Source organism: Frankia sp. Mgl5 (assembly GCF_023242985.1).
GTDB classification, from domain to species: Bacteria; Actinomycetota; Actinomycetes; order Frankiales; family Frankiaceae; genus Parafrankia; species Parafrankia soli.
Genome location: NZ_JALKFY010000799.1, coordinates 18,305 through 41,016, shown reverse-complemented (window position 1 = coordinate 41,016; position 22,712 = coordinate 18,305). Strand labels below are relative to the sequence as shown.

17 protein-coding genes are annotated in these 22,712 nt (G+C 73.3%); 11 read left to right on the top strand and 6 right to left on the bottom strand.

Annotated features, from left to right (window positions below; all coding sequences use genetic code 11):
* Positions 1-293: 293 nt before the first annotated feature.
* A complete protein-coding gene (locus tag MXD62_RS28495; protein ID WP_248832475.1) occupies positions 294-1,172 on the bottom strand; it encodes an SAM-dependent methyltransferase in 879 nt (292 codons plus the stop codon).
* Positions 1,173-1,406: 234 nt separating this feature from the next.
* Between MXD62_RS28495 and MXD62_RS28490 the strand changes: the two genes are divergently transcribed.
* On the top strand, positions 1,407-3,422 hold the full coding sequence (locus MXD62_RS28490) for a DNA polymerase (protein WP_248832474.1): 2,016 nt from the start codon (positions 1,407-1,409) through the stop codon (positions 3,420-3,422).
* 309 nt (positions 3,423-3,731) lie between these two features.
* Positions 3,732-3,950, top strand: coding sequence for a hypothetical protein (locus MXD62_RS28485; RefSeq protein WP_248832473.1), 219 nt, complete (start codon positions 3,732-3,734; stop codon positions 3,948-3,950).
* Between the two features lie 81 nt (positions 3,951-4,031).
* On the opposite strand, the gene MXD62_RS28480 is transcribed toward MXD62_RS28485, so the two are convergent.
* Positions 4,032-4,916, bottom strand: coding sequence for a ribokinase (locus MXD62_RS28480; protein ID WP_248832472.1), 885 nt, complete (start codon positions 4,914-4,916; stop codon positions 4,032-4,034).
* A gap of 830 nt (positions 4,917-5,746) precedes the next feature.
* On the opposite strand from MXD62_RS28480, the gene MXD62_RS28475 reads away from it, so the two are divergent.
* The 8 genes from MXD62_RS28475 (at position 5,747) to MXD62_RS28440 (ending at position 15,474) form a co-directional block, all read left to right on the top strand.
* The gene (locus tag MXD62_RS28475; RefSeq protein ID WP_248832471.1) at positions 5,747-6,949 is read left to right on the top strand and encodes an LLM class flavin-dependent oxidoreductase; all 1,203 of its coding nucleotides are present in this window, start codon (positions 5,747-5,749) and stop codon (positions 6,947-6,949) included.
* Entirely contained in the window at positions 6,946-8,142 is a 1,197-nt protein-coding gene (locus tag MXD62_RS28470) for an acyl-CoA dehydrogenase family protein (protein WP_248832470.1), read from the top strand. The genes MXD62_RS28475 and MXD62_RS28470 overlap by 4 nt, the downstream gene beginning before the upstream one ends.
* Positions 8,143-8,182: 40 nt before the next feature.
* Positions 8,183-9,856 carry an ABC transporter substrate-binding protein gene (locus MXD62_RS28465; RefSeq protein WP_248832469.1) on the top strand — a complete coding sequence of 558 codons (1,674 nt, stop codon included), beginning with the start codon at positions 8,183-8,185 and terminating at the stop codon, positions 9,854-9,856.
* A 10-nt stretch (positions 9,857-9,866) separates the two neighbouring features.
* A complete protein-coding gene (locus MXD62_RS28460; protein WP_248832468.1) occupies positions 9,867-10,826 on the top strand; it encodes an ABC transporter permease in 960 nt (319 codons plus the stop codon).
* Entirely contained in the window at positions 10,823-11,842 is a 1,020-nt protein-coding gene (locus tag MXD62_RS28455) for an ABC transporter permease (protein ID WP_248832467.1), read from the top strand. The genes MXD62_RS28460 and MXD62_RS28455 overlap by 4 nt, the downstream gene beginning before the upstream one ends.
* A complete protein-coding gene (locus MXD62_RS28450) occupies positions 11,839-13,632 on the top strand; it encodes an ABC transporter ATP-binding protein (RefSeq protein WP_248832466.1) in 1,794 nt (597 codons plus the stop codon). Before MXD62_RS28455 ends, MXD62_RS28450 begins: the two co-directional genes overlap by 4 nt.
* A gap of 199 nt (positions 13,633-13,831) precedes the next feature.
* Positions 13,832-14,431: a hypothetical protein gene (locus MXD62_RS28445; RefSeq protein ID WP_248832465.1), complete on the top strand. Its 600-nt coding sequence runs from the start codon at positions 13,832-13,834 to the stop codon at positions 14,429-14,431.
* A gap of 155 nt (positions 14,432-14,586) precedes the next feature.
* Positions 14,587-15,474: a helix-turn-helix transcriptional regulator gene (locus tag MXD62_RS28440; RefSeq protein ID WP_248832464.1), complete on the top strand. Its 888-nt coding sequence runs from the start codon at positions 14,587-14,589 to the stop codon at positions 15,472-15,474.
* Between the two features lie 39 nt (positions 15,475-15,513).
* Here MXD62_RS28440 and MXD62_RS28435 read toward each other — a convergent pair whose 3' ends face one another.
* Positions 15,514-16,551 carry an alcohol dehydrogenase catalytic domain-containing protein gene (locus tag MXD62_RS28435; RefSeq protein ID WP_248832463.1) on the bottom strand — a complete coding sequence of 346 codons (1,038 nt, stop codon included), beginning with the start codon at positions 16,549-16,551 and terminating at the stop codon, positions 15,514-15,516.
* Positions 16,552-16,908: 357 nt separating this feature from the next.
* On the opposite strand from MXD62_RS28435, the gene MXD62_RS28430 reads away from it, so the two are divergent.
* The gene (locus tag MXD62_RS28430; protein WP_248832462.1) at positions 16,909-17,463 is read left to right on the top strand and encodes a hypothetical protein; all 555 of its coding nucleotides are present in this window, start codon (positions 16,909-16,911) and stop codon (positions 17,461-17,463) included.
* A gap of 73 nt (positions 17,464-17,536) precedes the next feature.
* Here the strand turns inward: MXD62_RS28430 and MXD62_RS28425 are convergent, their stop codons facing one another.
* From MXD62_RS28425 to MXD62_RS28415, 3 genes are all read right to left on the bottom strand, one after another.
* Complete coding sequence (locus tag MXD62_RS28425) at positions 17,537-18,907, bottom strand: aldehyde dehydrogenase family protein (protein ID WP_248832461.1); 1,371 nt, start codon at positions 18,905-18,907, stop codon at positions 17,537-17,539.
* Complete coding sequence (locus MXD62_RS28420) at positions 18,907-20,025, bottom strand: AMP-binding protein (RefSeq protein ID WP_248832460.1); 1,119 nt, start codon at positions 20,023-20,025, stop codon at positions 18,907-18,909. The genes MXD62_RS28425 and MXD62_RS28420 overlap by 1 nt, the downstream gene beginning before the upstream one ends.
* 81 nt (positions 20,026-20,106) lie before the next feature.
* Positions 20,107-22,620 carry a diguanylate cyclase gene (locus MXD62_RS28415; protein WP_248832459.1) on the bottom strand — a complete coding sequence of 838 codons (2,514 nt, stop codon included), beginning with the start codon at positions 22,618-22,620 and terminating at the stop codon, positions 20,107-20,109.
* Positions 22,621-22,712: the final 92 nt, after the last annotated feature.

The following is a 22,712-nucleotide window of genomic DNA, read 5'->3' as shown; positions in this document are numbered from 1 at the left end:
CAGGGCGTCGGCGATGACCTCGGCGTGGCCGGCCTCGATGCCGTCGAGAGTGGCGCGCACGACGTCGGCCGGGTCGTGGTGGACCAGGTCCATCAGCGGTGGAATCCGATCCAGGGGTCAGCCAGCCGCGGACGGCGCGCAGCGTCGTCGGCCACGATGTCTGCGCGGATGATCGAGGGGTGTGGGCGCCCTCTCTCTCAGCCGTGCACGACGGTGTAGCCCGGCGCCGCGAGCCGGTCGGGGCGGCTTGGTCGCGGGCGGATCCACCCTCGTGAATCCCCAGCCGGCCCCCGTTACGGTTTGCGTCCGACGGCGCCGTACATGCTGACCTGGGCGTCGGTGAGGTCACTGGGCACGGTGTCGTCGGGACGCCAGCGGTGCACGATCTGCACACCCGGTTCGACCAGCTCCAGGATGTCGAAGAACCGTTCGACCTCGGTGCGGCTACGTGGCTGAAGGTGGATCCCGTGCTGCTGGTAGAGGGCGGCCGGCCGCTGTGTGGCCGGGTTGGCGTCGGCGGTGCCATGGGTGAGGACGAGGTAGCTGCCGGAGGGGACCGCGTCGAGGAGGCGGCGGACGATGCCATAGGGATCGTCGGAGTCTGCGAGGAAGGGCAGGACCGCGATCAGGGACACGGCGACGGGCTGGGAGAGGTCGAGGGTGGCGTGCAGGTCCGGCGCGTCGAGGATGCGGTCGACCTCGCGCAGGTCGGCATCGAGGTAGGCGGTGCGCCCCTCGGAGGATGTGCTGGTGAGCAGGGCGCGAGAGTGGCTGAGGACCATCGGGTCGTTGTCGACGTAGAGCACCCGCGCCGCCGGATCGAGCCGCTGCGCGGTCTCGTGCAGGCTCGGGTTGGTGGGAATGCCGGTGCCGATGTCCAGGAACTGGCTCACCCCGGCCGTCGTGGTCAGGTGCGCGACTGCCCGATACAGGAATGCCCGGTGCAGGAACGCCCGGTTCTGCCGGGCGTAGAGCCGCAGGTTCGGGAAGGCCGCCAGCGCCTGCTCGGCCGCCTCCCGGTCCGCCGGGAAGTTGTCCTTCCCGCCCAGGTAGTAGTCGTACATCCGGGCCGGGTGGGGGATGTCGGTCCGCAGGTCCAGCGGGCTCACGCTGGCGCTGACGGATTTGCGGAACGAGGTCCCGCCGGCTGCCCCGACCTCGGTGTCACCCATCGCCGCCAACCCCCACTTTCCACCGTGAAGCCGTCAGATCGCCCTGGTACTGAGCCGAAGTAGCTTGGCGTCACGGCCTGCCCTGGCGCTCCGGGGTTCCGCGGAACCCCGAGACCGACCGTGAGCCGTGGTGGCCGCGTCGTCGAGCAGGCGGCGGGCGCGCCGGAATCCGGCATGCGTAGATCCCGCACCCGTCCCGGGATTTCTGTCAGTGCGGCGGGAGAGGATGACCGCGTGGTCCCCACTTCCCGTCCCGCCCGCACGCCGGCCGCCGCGGGCGCCGGCGCTGGTGCTGGTGCTGGTGCCGCGGCTGGCGTTGGGGCCGGCGCCGTGGCCGCGCTGCGGGCGGCCGGGGTGGGCCGGGGCAGCCTGGTGGCGGTGGTTCCGGTCTCGGATGTCGCGGTGGCGCTGGCGTGCGCCGGCGTCGTCTGGGCCCAGCCCGCCGACCCGGCCGCCGTCCTGGCCGAAGTGGAGCGCGCCCTCGCCCCCCGGTGGGTCTGGTGGTCGGCGCACAGCACCGGGGCACTGCTGACCAGGTCGGGTACCAGCACGATCGCCGAACCCCGCGCTGGCTCTGGCACCTACGCCGGCCCCGGCACCCACGCCGGCCCCGGCGCTGACACCGGTCCCGGGCGCAGTCCCGTTCCCGCCGTGTGCTGGGATCTCGCGGCGGCGCACCGCGTCCTGCACGGGGGGCACCGGGATGATCCGGCGGCGGTCTGGGCCGGCGCACGCGGACTGCCGCTCCCGCCGCCACCGCCCCGGCCCCGCGCCGACGGCCAGCTCGACCTGCTCGACCTGGTCGATCACCCGGGCGGCCCGGGTGACGGCGAGGCCGACGATCCGATCGGCCCGGACGGCCAGCTCCGACCGGGCTGGGCCGAGGAGACGCTGCGCGGCGCGGGCCCGGGCGGGACGGGCGCCCAACTGGCCCGGGCCACCCGGCTCGCCCAGCTGGCCCTCACCGTCACAGCCGCTCAGGACGAGGCGCTGCGCGCACTGCCCGACCCGCGGGCGCGGCCGGCCGGGCTCCCGCTGGCCGTCCTGACCGCGCGGGCCGAGTCCGGCGCCGAGCTCCTCGCCCGCGAACTGCGACGGGACGGCCTGCCGGTGGACCGGCCGACCGCCGAGGCGACGATCGCCGCCGCTGTCGGGCCGAGGCCCGACGGCGACGCCGCGGGCGCGGCTGCCCGGCGGGCCCGGGACGCACCCGTCCTGCGCCACCTCGGCACGTCGGTCGACCTGCGCAACCCGGTGGCGGTCCGGTCCGCGCTCGCCGCGGTGGGCATCGACGTGCCGGACACCCGGTCGGGCCGGCTGAGCGCGCTGCGCGGTGTCCACCCTGTCGTCGAGGCGCTGCTCGCCTGGCGCAAGGCCGAGCGGATCGCGACGACCTACGGGTACCGGTGGCTCGACACCCATGTCGGCGCCGACGGCCGGCTGCGGGGCGAGTGGCACGGCAGCGACGGCGCCGCCGGCCGGATGACCGCGGCCGCCGGCCTGCACAACCTGCCGGCCGACCTGCGGGTCGTGGTGATCGCCGAGCCGGGGTACCGGTTCGTCCGCGCCGACCTCGGCCAGATCGAGCCGCGGGTGCTGGCCGTGGTCTCCGGCGACCCGGAGCTGACCAGGGCGACCCGGCAGGACGACCTCTACGCCCCGGTAGCGGCCAGCCTCGGCGTCGACCGGCCGACGGCGAAGGTCGCGGTGCTCGCTGCGATGTACGGGCAGACGACCGGCGTCGCCGGCCAGGCCCTGCGGCAGATGCGCGAGACCTACCCGGTCGCGCTGGCGTACCTGGACGCCGCCGACGCCACGGGCCGGGCCGCCTCCCTGGGCCGGCCACCGCCGAACCCACCGGCCACAGACCCACAGGCGCGGCTGCGGACGTTCGGCGGGCGGCGGGTCCCGCTGCGGTTCGCCGCGGTGGACGACGGCGCCGACGAGAACAGGGTGGGTACGGCCTGGGGCCGGTTCGCGCGCAACGCCGTCGTGCAGGGCGCGGCCGCCGAGCTGTTCAAGGCGTGGGCCGTGACGGTACGCCAGTCGATCGCCCCGCTCGGCGGCGCGATCGTCCTCTGCCTGCACGACGAGCTGCTGCTGCACGTGCCGGCCCCGCGGGCGGAGGCGGCGGCGGAGGCGACCCGCCGGGCGCTGGACGCCACCGCCGGATACTGGGCCGCCGGCAGCGGGGTCCGTTTCGTCGTCGACATCGCGGTTGTTCGGCGGTGGTCCGATGCCAAGGCCTGACACCCGCCCGCACGGCGTCGCGAGCAGGGCGAAGCCCTCGGCGGCCTGGCACTGCGTCAGTCGGGCACAGTGCCCGGCTGGCACTGTGCCCGAGGAGTGACCGAAAGGCTACTTTATGGCTTCGGTGCTGCGTTCCGGCCCGGCGTTACCCATGTGGGACGTTGGTGAGGTGATGAACTGCCCTTTGACCCTGGCGCGACCTACGGCCCTGGTGCGCCTCATAACCATGGTGCGGCTCACGCCCGACAGGTGGCCGGCGACGCCCGGTGGTTGCCGCGAGCGGTGGCGGTTCGTGCCGGAGGCCACCCCGTGACCGCCTGGCGGCAGGCCCTCACCGCCCTCCAGCGACGGGCGCGCAAGGCCCCGGGCTCGACGCCGGACGCGGCCCCCGCCGGCCCTGGCGCGCCCCCCACCGAGCCGTGCCCGCACCCGGCGGACGCGCTCGTCACCCGCCGGGCCGGCTCGCTCAGCCGCACCATGGTCCAGACCTGCACGGCCTGCGGTACCGAGTGGACGGCGCAGCCGTGACCCGCACCGCCGCGGAGGTGGACCACGCGGCAGCAGACCATGCGGCGGTTGACCGCGCCGGTCCCAGGGCACACGGCGATCTCAGAGCAGCGCGGCGATCTCGGCCCAGGTCGGCATGGAGGAGGAGGCGCCCGGGCGAGTCACCGCGATCGACGCCGCGATGACCGCCGCCCGCACCGCTTGATCAAGACCTTGCCCGGCCGCCAGCACGGACGCCATGACGCCGGCGAGGGTGTCGCCGGCGGCCGTGGTGTCGACCGCCTCGACCGGTCGCGCGGGCACCTCGGCGAGCACGGCGCCGCCGCGGGCCACGAGCACGCCCCGGGGGCCGCGGGTCATCACCACGGTTCCGGCGGTCCGGCTCAGCGCGCGGGCGGCGGCCGTCTCGTCATCGGTCCCGGCCAGCTCGCAGGCCTCCGCCGCGTTGGGGACGAGGATGTCGACAAGCTCCAGCAGGTCCGCGGGGACAGGCAGGACGGGCGCGGGAGTGAGCACCGTGGTGACGCCGCGGGCACGGGCGGCTGCCAGGGCCTCCCCGACCAGGCCCAGCGGACGCTCGAACTGTGTGACGAGAAGGCCGGACCGTGCGATCAGGTCGCGGGTGCCGTCGTCCAGCGCCGTGACGGCCTGGTTCGCTCCGGGGACGACGACGATGCTGTTCTCGCCTCCGTCGACGACGGAGACCGCCGCGACTCCGGTCGGCGCCCCGACCGTCGCCAGCGCCGCGGTGTCGACCCCGTCGGCCGCCAGCCGCTCGCGGAGCGCGGCCCCGAACTCGTCGTCGCCGACGGCTCCCGCGAACCGGACCCGGCCGCCCGCGCGGGCCGCCGCGACCGCCTGGTTGAGCCCCTTCCCCCCGGGGACGGCTGTGAACGAGGAGCCGAACAGCGTCTCGCCGGGGCGGGGCAGGCGCGGCTGACGGACCACCAGGTCCATGTTCGCGCTGCCGAGGACGGCGATGGTCACCGGAGGCCGTCGCCGCGCGCAGTGGCGTGTCGCCATACCGTGAGTGTCCCGAACACCCCTGCCTGCCTCCAGGCCGGATCCGCCCCGGCCTCACCACCTGCGGCGCAATCCGTGATCTATCACGTTTACCGATCAGTTCGATCGCGGTTTGACGCTGGACACCATCCCTCTTCTCCACCATTCTGATGGACATGTCGGGGAACCTGGGTGCGAGTGCGCACGGGCCGTGCGTGGCTCGGGGCGCGGCGCCGCTCCGGTATGCGGCGCGCGTGCCAGCCGCCCGGTCGGTGCTGACCCGTCGGCGGTTCGTCGATTTCGGTCTCCTCACCACCGCCTGTTGTCGCCCCCGCTGAGCGGCCCGCGACTGCCGGCCACGGCACGCCAGGACGTCCGACGGGTCGCACTGGCCGGGTCCGCCACCGCGGCTACCGGCGCCGCCCGCCCGTCCATCCGTTCCTGACCGACCGCTCCTGACCGAGGCCGTAGCCACGGAGCGGACGGGCGTGTTCCCACGCACGGGAACGACCCGCCGATCCGCGGTCAGACACAGGACGGTGATCTCCGGAATCGGGGACATCGGTGTACCCGGAACACCGGCCGGTCGGCTCCCCCGTCTACGCGGCCGCCGGCAGGCCCACTTCCCGATTGCGCGGCCGCCGGCCGCCGTCCCGCCCGACCGCCCCCGATGCCGCCGCCGGCCCGGCCTGACCCGGACCGGGCCCGCTCCGTCCCGCACCGCATCGCATCGCACCGAGCGGTTCGGGTGTGCGCCAGCTCCGTCGCGCCCGGAACCGCCCGAGCACGTAAAGCAACATCGAAAGGACCCCGGCATGACCAGTCCGACGGCCATCCCCGCGACCGCGTCCCCGCAGGTCGAGTTCATCAGCCTGTCGCATCTCAACCCGTCGACCGAGCTGAATCCCGTGCCGAGCCGGGGCATCGACCTGCCGTACTTCCGCAAGTACGTCCGCTCGCTCGAGGAGTCGGGCTACGACTACACCCTGCTCCCCTACGGCTCCAACAGCGCCGACTCGTTCGTTATCGCCTCGGCCGTCGGCCAGCTCACCGAACGCCTCCGCCCGATCGTCGCGCTGCGGCCGAACACCACGATCCCGCAGGTGGGGGCGCAGAAGCTCGCGACCCTCGACCAGCTCACCGAGGGTCGCGCCGTCGTCCACCTCATCTCCGGCGGCAACGACGCCGAGCAGGCCCGCCACGGCGACTACCTGCCGAAGGACCGCCGCTACGCGCGTACCTCGGAGTACATCGACCTGCTCCGCAGGTCCTGGTCGGAGACCGGCCCGTTCAGCCACGAGGGCGAGTTCTTCAAGTTCGACGACTTCGGCCCCGGCTTCCGGCCGTACGGCGACACGATCCCGATCTCGATCGGCGGCCAGTCCGACGCCGCCTTCCAGGTCGGCGGCGCCAAGGCGGACATCTTCAGCTTCTGGGGCGAGCCGCTGGCGGACCTGCGCTCGGAGATCGACCGGGTCAACGGGATCGCCGCCGCGGCCGGGCGCACCGACCGGCCGCGCATCTGGGTGACCTTCCGGCCGATCATCGCCAAGACGGACGACCTCGCCTGGCGCAAGGCCTTCGACTACGTCACGAAGCTCGAGAAGACGTACAGCGCCGGCGGTCCTCCGGCCCGTTTCCTGACCGGCGCCCCGCAGAACGTCGGCTCGCAGCGCGCCCTGGACTTCGCCCAGCGGGCCGAGATCTACGACCGCGCGCTGTGGACCCGCACCGCGGCCGCGACCAACGCGGCCGGCGCCTCCACCGCCCTCGTCGGGAGCCCGGAGACCGTCGCGGCCGCCATCCTCGACTATGTCGACCAGGGCGCCAGCCTGGTCTCGATCCGGGGCTACGACACCCTCGCCGACGCCGTCGACTACGGCCAGCACATCCTCCCCCTCGTCCGCCAGGAGCTGGCGCACCGCGCCGCCACCGGGCAGCGCGGCACTCTGCAGGACGCCCATCCCGGCGCCCTCACCCCCGGTTTCGACCCCGCCGCGCTGGCCGGCCTGCGATGACGACGGCGGTGCACACGCCCGAGCTGGTCCGCCCCGATCTGTCTCCGGAGGCGCTGGCGGCCGTCACGGACGAGATCGCCGCGGTCGCGCCCGCCTACGACCGCACGGGCGAGATCCCGGTCAGGGGCCTGGGGGCCGCGCACCGCGCCGGGCTGCTGACCGCGACCGTGGGCACGCAGTACGGCGGACCCGGCCTCGGGCTCGTGGACACCGCCCGCGTTCTCGTTGCCCTCGGCGAGGGCGACGCCTCCGTCGCGCTGCTCGCCGCGAACAATCTCGGCACCCACCAGGCGCAGGCGGCCGGCGGCCACTGGCCCGAGGCGTACTACGCCGACTTCCTGCGCCGCAGCGCCGAGGGGCCGACGCTCGCCAACGCCGTCCGCGCCGAGCCCGAGCTCGGCGCCCCGGCCCGCGGCGGCCTGCCGAGGACGACGGCGACCCGCACCGCCGACGGCTGGGTGCTCAACGGCCACAAGGCGTACGCCACCGGCGGCACCGCGCTCGCCTACCACGTCGTGTGGGCGGTCGCCGACGAGCCTTCCGGCGACCCTGACCGGCCCCGCGTCGGCCATGTGATCGTCCCGGCCGAACAGCCCGGCATCACCTGGGTCGACACGTGGGACCACCTCGGCCTGCGGGCGTCCAACACCCATGACGTCGTCTACGAGGACGTCCGGCTGCCGTTCGAGGCGTTCGTCGAGATCCCGCGCGGTCCCGACGGCGTGTACCGGGACCCCGCCGCGGCGGCGGGCATCGGCAGCTTCGGCCACCCGGCGCTCTACGTCGGTGTCGCCCGGGCCGCCCGCAGTGCCTTCGTGCGATTCGCCCGCGAGCGGGTGCCCACCGCCCTCGGCCGCCCGATCGCGACGACCGAACGCATCCAGGCCGTCGCGGGCGAGATCGACGCGCAGATCGCCCAGGCCGAGACCCTCCTGTTCGGCGCGCTCCTGCGCGCCGAGGCCGGCGACACCGGTCACCTGCCGCAGCTGTCGCTGCTGAAGATCCAGATCGCCCGCTCGTCGATCGCCGCGGTCAACACCGCGGTCGCCGCGCTGGGCAACCCGGCGCTCACCCGGCACCAGCCGTTCGAGCGCCTCCTCCGTGACGTCCTGTGCGTGCGGGTCCACCCGCCGCAGGAGGACACCGCCCTGCTTGCCGCCGGCCGCCGGCTGCTCGACCAGGAGTCCCGATGACGACTGGTCCCATCCCTAGAGAAAGAAAAGAAACGAAACGATGAAACGACGCCTTCACTCGCACCGGCCTGGCCTGGCTGCCATGGCCCTTGCCGTCACGGCCGCGCTGGGCCTGGCCGCGTGTGGCTCCTCCGGCGATGATGACGGTGCCGCCGGCGACACCGCGGGGACGCCGGTAGCCGGTGGGACTCTGAAGGTCGCCTTCTTCCCCGACAACCCGGTGTTCACGTGCCTCGACCCGTTCCAGACCTACTGGATCGAGCACCGCACGGTGATCCGCAACGTCGCCGACTCCCTGACCGACCAGGACCCCAAGACCGGCGAGATCAAGCCCTGGCTCGCCGAGAAGTGGGAGATCAGCGCGGACGGGAAGGAATACACCTTCCACCTGCGTGACGGCGTCACCTTCAGCGACGGCACCCCGCTCGACGCCGCGGCGGTCAAGGCCAACTTCGACGGCGACAAGAGCGTCGTGGAGGAGACCGGAGGCACGGCCTACGGCGCCAGCTACATCCTCGGCTACGACCACAGCGAGGTCGTCGACCCGAGCACTGTCAAGATCTTCTTCTCGACGCCGAACGCCTCGTTCCTGCAGGCCACCTCGACGACCAACCTGGCGATCATCTCGCCGGCGTCGTACAAGAAGACCTCCAAGGAGCGCTGCCTCGGCGACTACGTCGCCTCCGGGGCGTTCACGCTGGAGAGCTACAAGCCCAACGAGCTCACCACCCTCAAGCGGCGGCCGGGCTACGCGTGGGGTTCGGCGCTGTCGGAGAACACCGGCGAGGCCCACCTCGACACGGTCGAGTTCAGCTACGTCGCCGAGGACAGCGTCCGCACCGGCAACCTGCTCAGCGGCACCGTCGACATCGCCTGGCCGCGTAACCCCTTCACGGTCGAGGACCGCGAGCTGATCGAGAAGTCGGGTGACGTCGTCGAGTCCCGGCCGCTGCCGGGCCCGGCGTCCGTGTTCTTCCCCAACGTGAGCGCGGGTCACCCACTGGCGGACCTCAACGTCCGCAAGGCGCTGTACAAGGCGTTCGACCTCGAGAGCTACGCCAAGACGGTGTTCGGTGCCGACTACCCGGTCGTGACCGGCGCCTTCAACTCGACGACGCCGTACTTCGTGTCGCAGGCCGACAAGCTCCGCCACGACCCGGCGGGCGCGGGCAAGCTGCTCGACCAGGCCGGCTGGAAGCTCGGCCCCGACGGCTACCGCTACAAGGACAACCAGAAGCTCACGCTGAAGACGCCGACCACCACGTTCAACGTCGGTTCCGAGCTCATCCAGGACCAGCTCAAGCAGGTCGGCATCGACCTCGTGCTCGACACCACGACGACGGCCGAGCTTCCCGCGAAGTACAAGAACGGCGACTACGACCTGGCCGGCAGCTACTTCACCCGGGCCGACCCGGGTGCGCTGCAGTTCATCCTCGACCCGGCCCACGCCAACTCCAAGGCGCTCGCGACGAACGCGACGACCCCGGAGACCCTGGCGAAGCTCACCGGGCTGTTCGCCAAGGCGGCGCAGACCACCGACGCGGAGACGACCAAGCAGGCCTACGCCGACCTGCAGAACCTGCTCATCGACCAGGGCGTGTCGTTCCCGCAGTTCGAGCGGGTGCAGTACGCGGGGGTCAGCAGCCAGGTCCACGGCTTCGCGTTCACGTCGGAGAGCTTCCTGAAGCTCAACGACGTGTGGAAGCAGCAGTAGGAGAACTCTGATGACTCGGTACGTCCTCGGTCGGTTCGCCCAGGCGCTCGTCGTGCTCTGGGCGGCCTACACCGTGACCTTCGCGGTCCTCTACCTGCTGCCGAGCGATCCGGTCGCCCTGCAACTGGGAGCGGCGGGGATCGAGACCGACAAGCTCACCCCTGAGCAGCTCGACACCGCGATGGCCCAGTACGGGCTGGACCGTCCGGTCCTGAATCAGTACTTCTCCCACCTGTGGGGCTTCCTGCACGGAGACTTCGGTGACTCGATCTCCAAGCAGCAGCCGGTCGCCGACCTCATCGGCGACCGGCTGGGCCCCACGGTCGCGCTGAGCATCACCGCCGCCGCACTCTCGCTCGTGGCCGGGATGGCGCTGGCCTACCTGGCCTCCTACGTGCGGTGGCGGCCGGCCCGGCTGTTCCTGACCCGGCTGCCCTCGTTCGGGGCCTCGTTCCCCCAGTTCTTCATCGCGCTGCTGCTGATCCAGCTGCTGTCGTTCAACCTCGGCTGGCTGCCGGCCACCGGGGTGAAGGGCTGGAAGTCGCTGGTGATGCCGTCCATCACGATCTCGCTGCTGACGGCCTCGATGCTCGCGCAGGTGCTGATGCGCAGCTTCGACGACACGCTCCGCCAGCCCTACATCGTGACGGCGCGCGCAAAGGGCCTCTCCCGGGCGGCGGTGCAGTGGCGGCACGGCTTCCGCAACGCGCTGCTGCCCGCCCTGACCATCCTCGGCGTCCTGGTCGGCCTGACCGTCACCAGCGCAATCGTCGTCGAGACGGTGTTCTCCCGCAACGGCCTCGGCAAGCTCGCCCAGGAAGCGGTGCTGGCGCAGGACGTTCCGGTGGTCCTCGCGATCGTCTCGCTGGCGGCCGCCGTCTTCGTCTTCGTCAACCTCGTGGTCGATCTGCTCTATCCGTTGCTGGACCCCCGCATCGCGCAGGGCCGGCGGAAGGTGGCCTCATCGTGACCGTCTCGGCTGCCCACATCGCCAGCCCGGCCGCCGGAGCCGACCCGGCCACCGCCGGAGCGGATCCGGTCAGCACCGGAGCCGGCCCGGTCACCACCGGAACGGATCCGGTCACCACCGGAGCCGGCCGCGCCGCCGGCGAGGCGCTGCTCGACGAGGCGCTGCTCGACGAGTCCCAGCCCGGCGGACGGCGAGCCAACCTCGCCGCGAGCCTGCGGACCCTCGGTTCCAGGCCGGGATTCGTGATCGCGGTGCTGTTCATCGCCTTCGTGGTGGTGACGGCCTTCGCACCGGGCCTGTTCACCTCGCACGATCCCTACGCGACCGCGCCGGCCGACCGGCTGGTCGGCCCGGGTGTCGGCCACCTGTTCGGCACCGACGAGCTCGGCCGCGACCTGTGGTCCCGCATGCTGCACGGCTCGGCACTGACGATCAAGGCCACCCTGATCGCGCTCGGGATCGCGATCGTGGCCGGACTCGCGCTCGGCGTGATCGCCGGCTTCTTCGGTGGTCTCGTCGACGCGCTGCTCATGCGGGGCGTCGACGTGCTGCTGGCCATCCCGAGCCTGCTGATGGCGCTGTCCATCGTCACGGCCCTGGGCTTCGGCACGGTGCCGGTCGCCGTCGCCGTCGGCGTCGGCATCGTGCCGGGATTCGCCCGCACCACCCGCGCCGAGGTGCTGCGGGTGAAGACCCTGCCCTACGTCGAGGCGGCGCGTGGCGGGGGGGCGTCCTGGCTGCGGGTGCTGCTGCGCCACGTGCTGCCGAACTCGTGGGGCCCGGTCGCCGTGCTCGCCGTCCTGGACACGGGCGTCGCGATCATCGCGATCGCGTCGCTGAGCTTCCTGGGCTTCGGCGCGGCGCCGCCGACCGCCGAGTGGGGCACCCTCATCTCCGCCGGCCGCAACTACCTCATCACCGCTCCGTGGGTCTCGCTGCTCCCCGGGCTGTTCGTCGCCATGACGGTGCTGAGCCTCAACCACATCTCGAAGACCCTCCAGGAGCTCGAGCGATGACGGCCGGAACGAGCCAACTGACGAGCCCGCCGACAAGCCCGCTGGTCAGCCCACTGGTGACGATCCGGGATCTCCACGTCGGCTACGTCCGCCGCCGCCGGACGGCGCCCGCCGTGCGCGGCGTGGACCTGTCGATCGGGTCCGGGGAGATCGTCGCCCTCGTCGGCGAGTCGGGCTCGGGCAAGTCCACGATCGCGAACACGATCATCGGCCTGCTGCCCGACAGCGCCCGGGTCACCGCCGGCAGCGTCCTCCTCCACACCGGCCCGAGCCCCGACGATGTCGACGGCCCGGCGCTCGACGACCGTCTGGACCTCGACGAGCGCGGCCGGCGGCCGGTCGAGATCGTCGGGGCCAGAGAGAAGGTCCTGCGTGAGCTGCGCGGCCGGGTCGTCGGGCTGGTGCCGCAGGACCCGATGGTCGGGCTCAACCCCACCCGCCGCATCGGCGGGCAGGTCGCCGAGGCGATCCGGCTGCGCGGGGTGGGCGGCGACGATCTCGACGCCGAGGTGCTCGAGTTCCTCGCGCAGGCCGGCGTCGACAACCCGCGGCTGCGCGCCCGTCAGTACCCGCACGAACTGTCCGGTGGCCTGCGCCAGCGCGTGCTCATCGGGATCGCCCTGGCCGGCCGGCCCCGCCTGATCATCGCCGACGAGCCGACCAGCGCCCTCGACGTGACGGTGCAGCGCAGGATCCTCGACCACCTCGAAGGGCTCGTCCGCGAGTCCGGGATCTCGCTGCTGATCATCACGCACGACCTCGCCGTCGCGGCCGACCGCGGTGACCGCGTGGTCGTCCTGCAGGACGGGGAGATCGTCGAGCAGGGCCCACCGGGCGACATCCTGGTGAGCCCGGCGCGGGACTACACCAAGCGACTCATCGCGGCCGCGCCCGGTCTGGCCCACGGCGGCCAGATCGTGCCCCGCTTCCAGCTTCCACCCGAGCAGGTGGCCACCCCGGACCCGGTGATCCGGCTGGAGAACGTCTCCAAGCGCTACCCGCTGCCGGGCCGGCAGGCCGGCTCGTTCCTCGCCCTGGACGGGGTGTCGGTCGAGGTGGCCCGCGGGCGCACGCACGCGCTCGTCGGCGAGTCCGGCTCCGGCAAGACCACGATGCTGCGCATCGCGTTCGGCTTCGAGCAGGCGACCGACGGACGGGTCAGCCTCGACGGCGTCGACATCACCGGCCTGGGCTGGAAGCAGACCCGGTTGCTGCGCCGCAAGGTCCAGCTCGTCCACCAGAACCCGTACGCCTCGCTCGACCCGCGCTTCACCGTCGGGCAGAGCATCACCGAGCCGCTGGTGTCGTTCCGGATCGGCGACCGGCGCACCCGCACGGCCCGCGCGCTGGAGCTGCTCGACCAGGTGGCGCTGCCCGGCTCCTACCTCGACCGGCTGCCGGCGGAGCTGTCCGGCGGCCAGCGCCAGCGGGTCGCCATCGCCCGCGCGCTCGCCCTCTCCCCCGAGCTGGTGCTGCTCGACGAGCCGGTGTCGGCGCTCGACGTCTCCGTGCAGGAACAGATCCTCGCGCTGCTGACCGACCTGCAGGAGCGCCTCGGCCTCAGCTACCTGTTCGTCTCGCACGATCTGGCCGTCGTCGCGCGGATCTCGCACACGGTGTCGGTGCTCAACCGCGGCCGGCAGGTCGAGTCCGGCTCCGTCGCCGCGGTGTTCGGCTCGCCGCGCAGCGAGTACACCCGGGAGCTGATCGACGCCGTCCCCGGCCAGCGCGGCGCCACCCGCCAGGCCGGCTCCCGGGACGACGATGCGCGGGAGGTCGCACGGACCTGAGCGACGCGCGCTCGGTTGCCGGCCGCAAACCCGTATCCTAGGATCCCCGCTGTCATCCGGACATTCTGGCGCGCCACTTCGGTCGGAGTACGCGTATTTTCACGAGCGGCGTCGGGGATGACGTCTCGGATGAATTGCGGGCCGGATGGCAAGCTGACAAGACCGTGTACTGATCATACGGTCTTGAAACGGGGGATCAATGCGGATCGGAAAGCTGCGCCTGCGGAGCGCGATGGCCTGCGCAGGAGTGGGGCTGGCGCTGCTGCTCACCGCGTGCGGCGGGGGCGGCGCGGACGACGGCTCGGCCACGGCAGGCGCGTCCAGCGCCAGCGAGGTGCCGCACACCTGGGCGACCGACGTCCCGGACAACCTGACCGGGGGTTCGGCGACACCGGCCCCGGCGGTCACGGTCGCGGCCGCCGCACCCACCGCGTCGGCCGCCGCCGATCCGCGTACCGGCATCATTCCCGCGGATTTCCCGTTTCCCCCGGGGGCGACGGTGACCGTGTCCGACAGCAAGCCGACCGACGCGACCCTCAACCTCGCCGGCGTCACCCCGGCCGCGGCCCTCGCCTTTTACCGGCAGGCGCTGCCGGGCGCCGGTTACAAGTTCTTCCAGGAGGGCGGTTCCGACGGGAGGACGAAGCTCACCTTCACCGGGCGGAGCCAGAGCGTGGAAATCCTCGCGGGCGGCACCCGGACTCCCGAGCTGGTGCTGGTCATCTTCACCCAGTGCACCAGCGCGGTGGAGGACGGCGGCGTCGACAGCCGCCGCAGCGACCGGGTGGCGTGCGCCTGACGCGGCCTTGACGGCGCTCGGCCGGTGATGACGGGGCCCTGACGGAGCCCCGCAGGTGATGGCGGAGCCGCGGGGCGCCGGACGGGGCAGGCCCGGCCGACCCGGGTACCGGCAGGGCCTCCCTGACCCGCGGCGCCCCGCCTACCGTGGGCGGGGTGGATAACCGGGAGCAGATCCGTGAGTTCCTGGCCTCGCGGCGGGCGAGGCTCACGCCGGGGCAGGCGGGACTGCCGAGCTACGGCGGGCACCGGCGGGTGCCGGGCCTGCGCCGGGAGGAGGTCGCGCTCCTCGCCGGCGTGAGCGTGGACTACTACACCCGCCTGGAGCGCGGCAGCCTGCCCGGCGCCTCCGACGGCGTGCTGGACGCGATCGCCCGCGCCCTGCAGCTCGACGAGGCCGAGCGGGCGCACCTGTTCGACCTGGCGCGGGCCGCGAACGCCGCGCCGGGCGCCCGCCGCCGCAGCCCCCAGCGGGTCCGGCCGGGCATCCAGCGCATCCTGGACGCCGTCACCGCGGCGCCGGCCTGGGTGCGCAACGGCCGGATGGATCTCCTCGCCGCCAACCCGCTCGGCCAGGAGCTCTACTCGGAGATGCTGGCCGATCCGGTGCGCCCCGCGAACAGCGCCCGGTTCGCCTTCCTCAACCCGCGCGCGAGGGAGTTCTTCACCGACTGGGAACGCGCGGCCAACGACATCGTGGCGATCCTGCGGGCCGAGGCCGGCCGATCCCCCTACGACCGGGCCCTCAGTGACCTGATCGGTGAGCTCTCGACCCGCAGTGAGACGTTCCGCACCCGGTGGGCGGCGCACGACGTGCGTTTCCACCGCACCGGCGCGAAGCGGTTGTGCCATCCCGTGGTCGGCGCCCTGGACCTGGCCTTCGAGGCCATGGAGTTCCCCGGCGACCCGGGACTCACCATGATCATCTACAGTGCCGAGCCCGGGTCGCCGACGAGCGACTCGCTCCGGCTGCTCGCGAGCTGGGCGGCCACCGTCGACGAGACCGGCCACACCGAAGCCGGCCACGCCACCGGCGAGGCCTGAACCCCCGGTGGCGTGGCGGGCCCGGCCCCGGGGCGGCCGCTACGGGCGGACGAGGACCTTGAGGGCCTTGCGGTCGTCCATCGCGCGGTAGCCGGCGGGGACGTCCTCGAGGGAGACGGTGCGGTCGAAGACCTTGCCGGGCTCGACCTCCCCGTCGAGGACGGCGGGCAGCAGCGTCTCGATGTAGGCCCGGACCGGCGCCGGGCCCCCGGTGAGGGTGATGTTGCGGCCGAAGAGGCTGGGGAAGCCGATCGGCGCGTCGGCGTACTGGGGCACGCCGACCCGGCTGATCACGCCACCCGGCCGGACCACACCGAGGGCCTGGTCGTAGGCGGCCCGGTAGCCGACGGCCTCGAGCACCGCGTGGCTGCCGTCGCCGCCGGTGAGCTCCCGCACCCGGGCGACGCCCTCCTCGCCGCGCTCGGCGACGACGTCCGTCGCGCCGAACTCGAGGCCGAGGTCGGTGCGGGCCTTGTGCCGCCCCATCAGGATGATCTGCTCCGCGCCGAGCCGGCGAGCCGAGAGCACCGCCATCAGCCCGACGGCGCCGTCACCGATGACGGTGACCGTGGTGCGCGGGTTCACGCCGGCCCGGACGGCGGCGTGGTAGCCGGTTCCGAACACGTCCGAGAGGGTCAGCAGGGACGGCAGGAGGGCGGAGTCCTCGGGCACCGGGACCTTCACCAGGGTGCCGTCGGCCTGCGGGACGCGTATCGCCTCGGCCTGGCCGCCGCCGACGCCGCCGGCCGCGAAGAACCCGCCGGTGCGGCACGAGGTGTGCAGGCCCTCAAGGCAGAACTCGCAGGTGCCGTCCGACCAGGCGAACGGGGCGATGACGAGGTCGCCGGCGCGCAGCGTCGACACCTCGCCGCCGACCTCCTCGACGACGCCGATGAACTCGTGGCCCATCGGGACGCCCGCCGGGGTTGCCGCCAGGCTGTGATATGGGTGCAGGTCGCTGCCGCAGATACACGCCAGCACGACGCGCACCAGCGCGTCGGTCGGCTGCTCCAGCGCCGGGTCGCCGACGTCGGCGATCCGCACGTCGCCGGCACCGTACATGTATGTCGCTCGCATAGATCTCTTCCGAGTACTCGTCGAGGGATGGCCGCCCCAGTGGGGCGGCCCGTGGCCCGCCCTCGAGGGGCGTGCGCACCGCGCCGCGCGCCTGCGCGCTGCGCGCTGCGCGCTTCCAGCGAACAGGCTGGCACGCGCGGGTGGGAGTCCCTGCCCGACCAGGCACTGGCAGAACCCCCCACGCCGGCTCTACCCGGCGGCGACGGCCAACGGTATTCCGCGGCGCCGCCTATCGGTTTGACCGACATGCGAACAGTACGATCCATACTCCATTTGCCACCCTTCTTCGACCCCACTAGGCTGGTGTCCGGAAACACCCGGACGATGGGCGTCCGAACACGAAGAGGGGTCTTTCTGATGGCACGCGAAGTAATATCGCTCATCAACGTCTGGTGCGACAACGTCGGGAACCACGGTACGGAGAGGATCGCTGCCACCAGGACCGCGGTGCTCGCCTACGACGGCAGGCTGGTGCGGCTCGACGTGTGCGACGAATGCCGCGACGAAATAGCGTCCGTGCTCGGCGAGTACGCGGAGTACGGCGAGACGGTGGCCATCGCCCGAACGGCCAAGATAGACACGGCGTGGACGGACGTGGAGAAGAACGACGCTATTGCGCCACCGGCGCCGGAGAGCGCTCCGAAACGCCCGGTGCCGTCCCGCTCCCGGCCACGCCGCCCGCACCAGACGGCGTCCGCGACCGACGTCCGCGCGTGGCTGAGGGAACACGCCGAAGACCACGGGCTGACCCTGCCCGAGCGGGGCTCACGCCTGACCGCCGAGCTCAACGCCGCCTACGACCGGGGCCACGGCTGGGCCGACACGGACGGTACCTGGCGCCCGGTCGCCGACGCGCCCACTGACGCGCCCGACGAGGTGCCGGCGACGGCCCGGGAGACGGTCCCCGGGTGACCCCGCCGGCCAGGCCGGCCAGACCGGCCCCGGCGACCGGCCCCGCCCTGCGGGCCACGCCGGCGCCCCCGACTCAGGCACGGATCATGGCCTTCGTCCGCATGAGGAACTCGCCGAGATAGCGGTCATGCGGGATGCCCGGCCGGATCCAGTAGGTCGGGTGGTCGCCGATGTAGACGTTGCTGATCGTCGGCTCCGCGACCAGCTCGTCCAGGAGCGCGTCGTCCGCGGTGATCGCGGTGAGGACGAGGGAGCCCCGCACCGGTCCGACGCCGTCCTCGCGGGACCACGGCGCCACCCACACGCAGGGGAAAGGCAGCTCGATGCCGGCCTGGGGCGCGTCCGGCCGGTCCAGCTGGAGCACCGCCGGGCGCAGGGCGGCGCTGCCGTCGCCCAGCTCGTCGGCCACGCCGTCGCCGCCCAGCGGCATCCGCGCGTCGCCGGCGTGGTCGAGCAGGTAGCGCTCGACGGCGTGGGCGGCCGCGGCGCCCCGCACCGGCAGGACGGCCTTCTCGTCCTCCGGCGGCAGCGTCGGAATGGTCGCCAGCCGCTCGGCGAGGGCCGCGGCGACCGGCGCCGGGTCGCCGGCGACGAACACGGCGGTGGTGTTGACGCAGGCGACCCCGCCCTCGTGGCTGACGGAGTCGACGACGACGTCCAGGTGGGAGCGCCAGTCCGGGTCGTCGAGCAGGATCTTGGTCCGGCCTGGGCCCTGCGTGAGCACCCGTGGGTCCCGGCCGTACCTGGCGACGACGTCGTCCCCGCCGTAGGCCATCGCCAGCTCCGCACCGTCGATGATCTCGTCGGCGACCCGGTGGTCGGTGGGCAGCAGCAGCACCGAGTCGTCGGGGAAGCCGGCCTCGCGCAGGGCGAGGATCAGCCGGTGCGGGGTGAACGGCTCGCGCCGCGACGGCCGGACGGCCACCCGGTAGCCGAGCGCGAGCGCCTCCAGCCACAGCGAGTGCACCGCGGGATGGTTGCCCGCCGCGTGCACCGCGAAGACGTTCCCGCGCCGGGTCCACAGCGCCCGCCCCTGCCTGGTCAACGGGTCGTGCCAGTCGTCGACGGCCGCGGCCGGCCGGGCGGCGTCGGCCGAGGTGTACGCCTCCTGGGCGGCGAGCGCGACCGCGTCGGTCGCGGCCCGCACGACGGAGATCGGCAGGCCGCACACCCTGGTGACCGTGTGCTCGTACTCGTCACGGGACATCCCGTCGATGACCCCGGTGGCGAAGATCTGGCCGGCGTGGGCGAGCGCGGCGGCGCGGCGGTCGGCGGGCAGGGTGTCGGCCCGGTGCAGGGCGGCCATCCCGCGCCGCACGAACAGGCTCGGTACCAGGCTCAGCTCGGCGACGGGCCGCCCGGTGACGTCGGGGATCGTCTCCCGGTTGCGGGCCCGGTACGGGCCGGCGGGGCCGAGCGCGTCGAGATCGATCAGGTCGGCCATCAGTAGACCCCCTCGATGAGCGGCTCGTCGTCGAAGACCGCCACCGGGCCGACGTCGGCGACCGAGTCCCCCATCTGCCCGGGCGGCGGTTCGATCCGGGTCGCCAGGTCGCGTTCGAGGTTGTTGGGCAGCAGGGCGTTCCTGCTGATGTGATGCATGATCACCTGGCCGCGCTCGCCGTACCCGACCGGACGGCGGGTCTGCGGGTCGACGACCTCGAACGAGATGTACGGCGAGTACGGGTCGAAGACGCACGGGTCGTCGGCGGTCAGGCCGAGCCGCTCGTGCGCCGCGCCGAGCACCATCGTGCTGCCGTACACGCCGTAGATCTGGATCTCGGGGAAGACCTCGTCCCGGAGGATCGACCGGGTGTCGGCGTCCATGTGCGCGCCGCCCCAGGAGATCACCCGCACGTGTTCGTTGACGAGTTTCACGAGGTCGTCGCGGCGCGCGAGCCGTTCCAGCAGCGGCGGCGTCGTCACGAGCACCCCGATGTCCTGGGTCTCGAGGATGCGCCCGGCCTGGTCGATCACGTGCTCGGCGTAGCGTTCGGCCTCCTCGGGACGGCCGTCCGCGAGCACCTTGCGGACCCAGCGCGGATCGAGGTCGACGGTGAAACGTACCGAGCCGCGCTGCCGTGCCTGCCGGCCGACGAACTCGCCGAACACGTGCGGGCCGCTCGGCACCACGGACAGCCAGCCGACGCCGTTGGGGACACCGCGCCGGTCGCTGAGGTCCTGTGAGTTCGCCACCAGGCGCCGCATCCAGTCCTCCAGGATGACCACCCGCTTGGGCGCCCCGGTCGTCCCACCGCTCTCGTAGACGCCGACCACGTCCGGGTCGGGCCCGTAGCCGCGCGGGATGAGATCCTGCACCCGGACGTCGCGGAACTGGTTCACAACGTTGGGGAAGCGCGCGAGATCGGCGAACGTGCGCACGTCGCGGCGCGGGTCGAAATCGAAGGTCTCCGCCGTCCGCAGCCAGAACGGCGATCCCGTCTCCGGCGAGAAATGCCAGCGCATGGCCGCCTGGATGAGCGCGTCCGGCTCCGGCTCGGCCCCGAAGGGGGCGTCCAGCACAGGATCGGGCTCCAGCACAGGATCGGAACGATGCGACATTCTGTCCTCCTCCAGCACGCTTGATGCGATTTCCCGGGCCGATCACCGGCCGGGGCGGCGGCCCGCGACGAGCGCTGGCCGTCACGGCGATCGGCACCGGTCGGCGTGACGGCGGTCGGCATGCCGGGGATCGGCATGATCGGCCGCGGCGGCGCGCGGGAGCGGGTTTGGCAGGAAGGCACGACCGCAGGGATCACCGAAGGCCAGCCGGCAGCCGCGTTCCCGCAGGCGGGCCGCGGTGGCCGGGCCGTCCACCCCGTCGGCGACCACGGTGATGCCGAGACCGATCAGAGTCGCGAGGCCGGTGCGGGCGAGGGCCGCGGCCGGATCATCGCGGCCGGGAGCCGTCCAGGTCGCGGTGAGGTCGGAATGGACGGTGATCATGTCCACCGGGGCACTGCCGAGAATGCCGATGGCGGTGTCGATCAGGGTGTCCGGTCCCCCGATCTCGGCGAGCCCGATCCGGACCCCGCTGGCGCGGACGCGGCTGACCACGTCACCGAAGTCGGCCGGGCCGGCGGCGCGCGGAGTGGGGCGGATCTGGAGGACGAGGCCGGCGGGCGGCAGGTCCGCCGCCCGCAGCGCGGCGGCGACGTCGTCGACGAGGGTCGGCTGGCCGGCCCGGCGGGCGGAGATCGTGACGTGCACGGGCAGCGGACGGCCCGACCCGTCCGCGCAGCAGGCGGCGCGCAGCAGGATCCGGTCCACGGCCGGCACCAGGCCGAGGGCGTCGTCGGCGGGGAGCAGCCGGGTGGCGCCGAGGTCGGGGTGTACCCAGGCGAGGCGCGCCTCGTGGGCTACCGGGGTGGCGGTGGTGAGGTCGATGATGGGCCGGTAGGTCACGGCGAGCCGGCCGTCGGCGGGCTCACCACGGGCCGCGGCATCGAGCGCGGCCCGCAGCGCGGAGCCCGAGCGCGGCACGGCGAGATCGGGGGTGTACACCGTCTGCCGCCCGTCCCCCTGGGCTTTCGCCGCGTACATGGCCAGGTCGGCGCGGTGCAGCAGGGCGTCCGCGGTGACGGGCCCGGCGGCCGGGTCGACGACGACGAGGCCGGTGCTGGCCGCGACGGTGAACGTGGTGTCGGCGAGCCGGATCGGCGCCCGCACCGCGGCGGCGAGCCGCCGCCCGACCGATCCGGGGTCCTCGGCATCGGCGTCCAGCAGGATCGCGAACTCGTCCCCGCCGAGCCGGGCGACCGTGTCCGCCGGCCGCACGCACCCGGCCAGCCGACGGGCGGTCACCCGCAGCAGGTCGTCGCCGGCGGCGTGCCCGAACTCATCGTTGACCCGCTTGAATCCGTCCAGGTCGCAGAACAGCACCGCGAGACGTCCGGTGCCCAGGTCACGCCGGCGCAGCGCCGAGTCGAGCCGTTCGCTGAACAGGGCGCGGTTCGCGAGCCCGGTGAGCGGGTCGTGGAACGCCTGGTGGTGCAGCTGGCGCTGCTTCTCCTCCACCTGGCCGAGCAGGCGGATGTTGTCGCTCATCGTGGTCATCTGCCGGAGCAGCGCGATCAGCAGCAGGGCGAGCAGCGCCCAGATCTCCTCCTGCTGGGCGAGATCCTCCCCGGAGAGCTCGAGCAGCGTCGCGACGCCGGCCGCGGCCAGCGGCAGGTACGGCAGCATCGCGTGCCACCGCCGGCGCCGCGAGGGGACGAACGTGTCACCGCTCCCGTCCACGGCGGCGCGCCCCGGCCGGGACGTCTCCGGCGCCAGCGCCGCCAGCCCGACCAGCAGCGGCCCGGCGATCAGCAGCAGGTCCAGCAGCCGCGGGACGTCCGTCCCACCACGGACGACCACCGCCATGTAACTGGCGATCGAGGCGGTGACGGTGAGCAGCCCCATGATCAGCAGGCTCAGGCCACCACCGGAGCGCGGCTGGCGGAACACCGCGACCAGGATCACCACCACGGCGATGATCAGGGTGTTGGCGGACAGGACGATCGAGTAGATGGGCCCGTCACCCAGCGGCCCCCGCGCCGCGATCGCGTCCTCGAGGATGGCGATCCAGGCCAGCAGCGTCACCGCGCCGGCCACGATCAGGCCGTCCATGATCGTGATCACGTACCAGCGGCGGTCGCGGCCCCGCCCCGGCGGCCGCAGCGACAGGTCGAACGGGTCGGTCGGGTAGCACAGCACTCCGGCCAGCCCGAACGCCTGCGGGATCAGGTAGGCGAGCGAGGACGCGTCCTGCCGCGGGACCGGTGGCCCGCGGCTGGCCATGGCCGGGAACATCTCCGCCGCACCGGCGCCGATGCCCAGCACCATCCCCGCGACCAGCAGCCGCCACGCGCGTTCCGCGCCGCGCCGGCGCAGGCCCGTCACCACGCAGGTCCCGCCGCCCAGCAGCAGACAGAAGATCATGATCAGGCGGACGGTGAGAAGTGCCGGCCGGGCCGGCAGGGCGACCGCGACGACCGCCGATCCGACGACCAGCAGCGCGCTGATCACCACCGCCGGCCAGAAGAAGCCGCTGCCGGCCGCCGCCTGGCGCGGTACCGTCCGCGGTGGATCGGCCGGCGGCGCGGACGCGTCGACCATCACGTTCACCGCCTTCAGGCGGGCCGCGGCCAGCGCCGTCGCCGGGCCGCGTCCCATCCCCTCCTCTTGCCCCGAGCCGGGCAGGGATACCCGGATGGCTACGGAAAGCGACCAGAAGTAGACATCCTGGCGCGGCGGCCGCCCGCGGA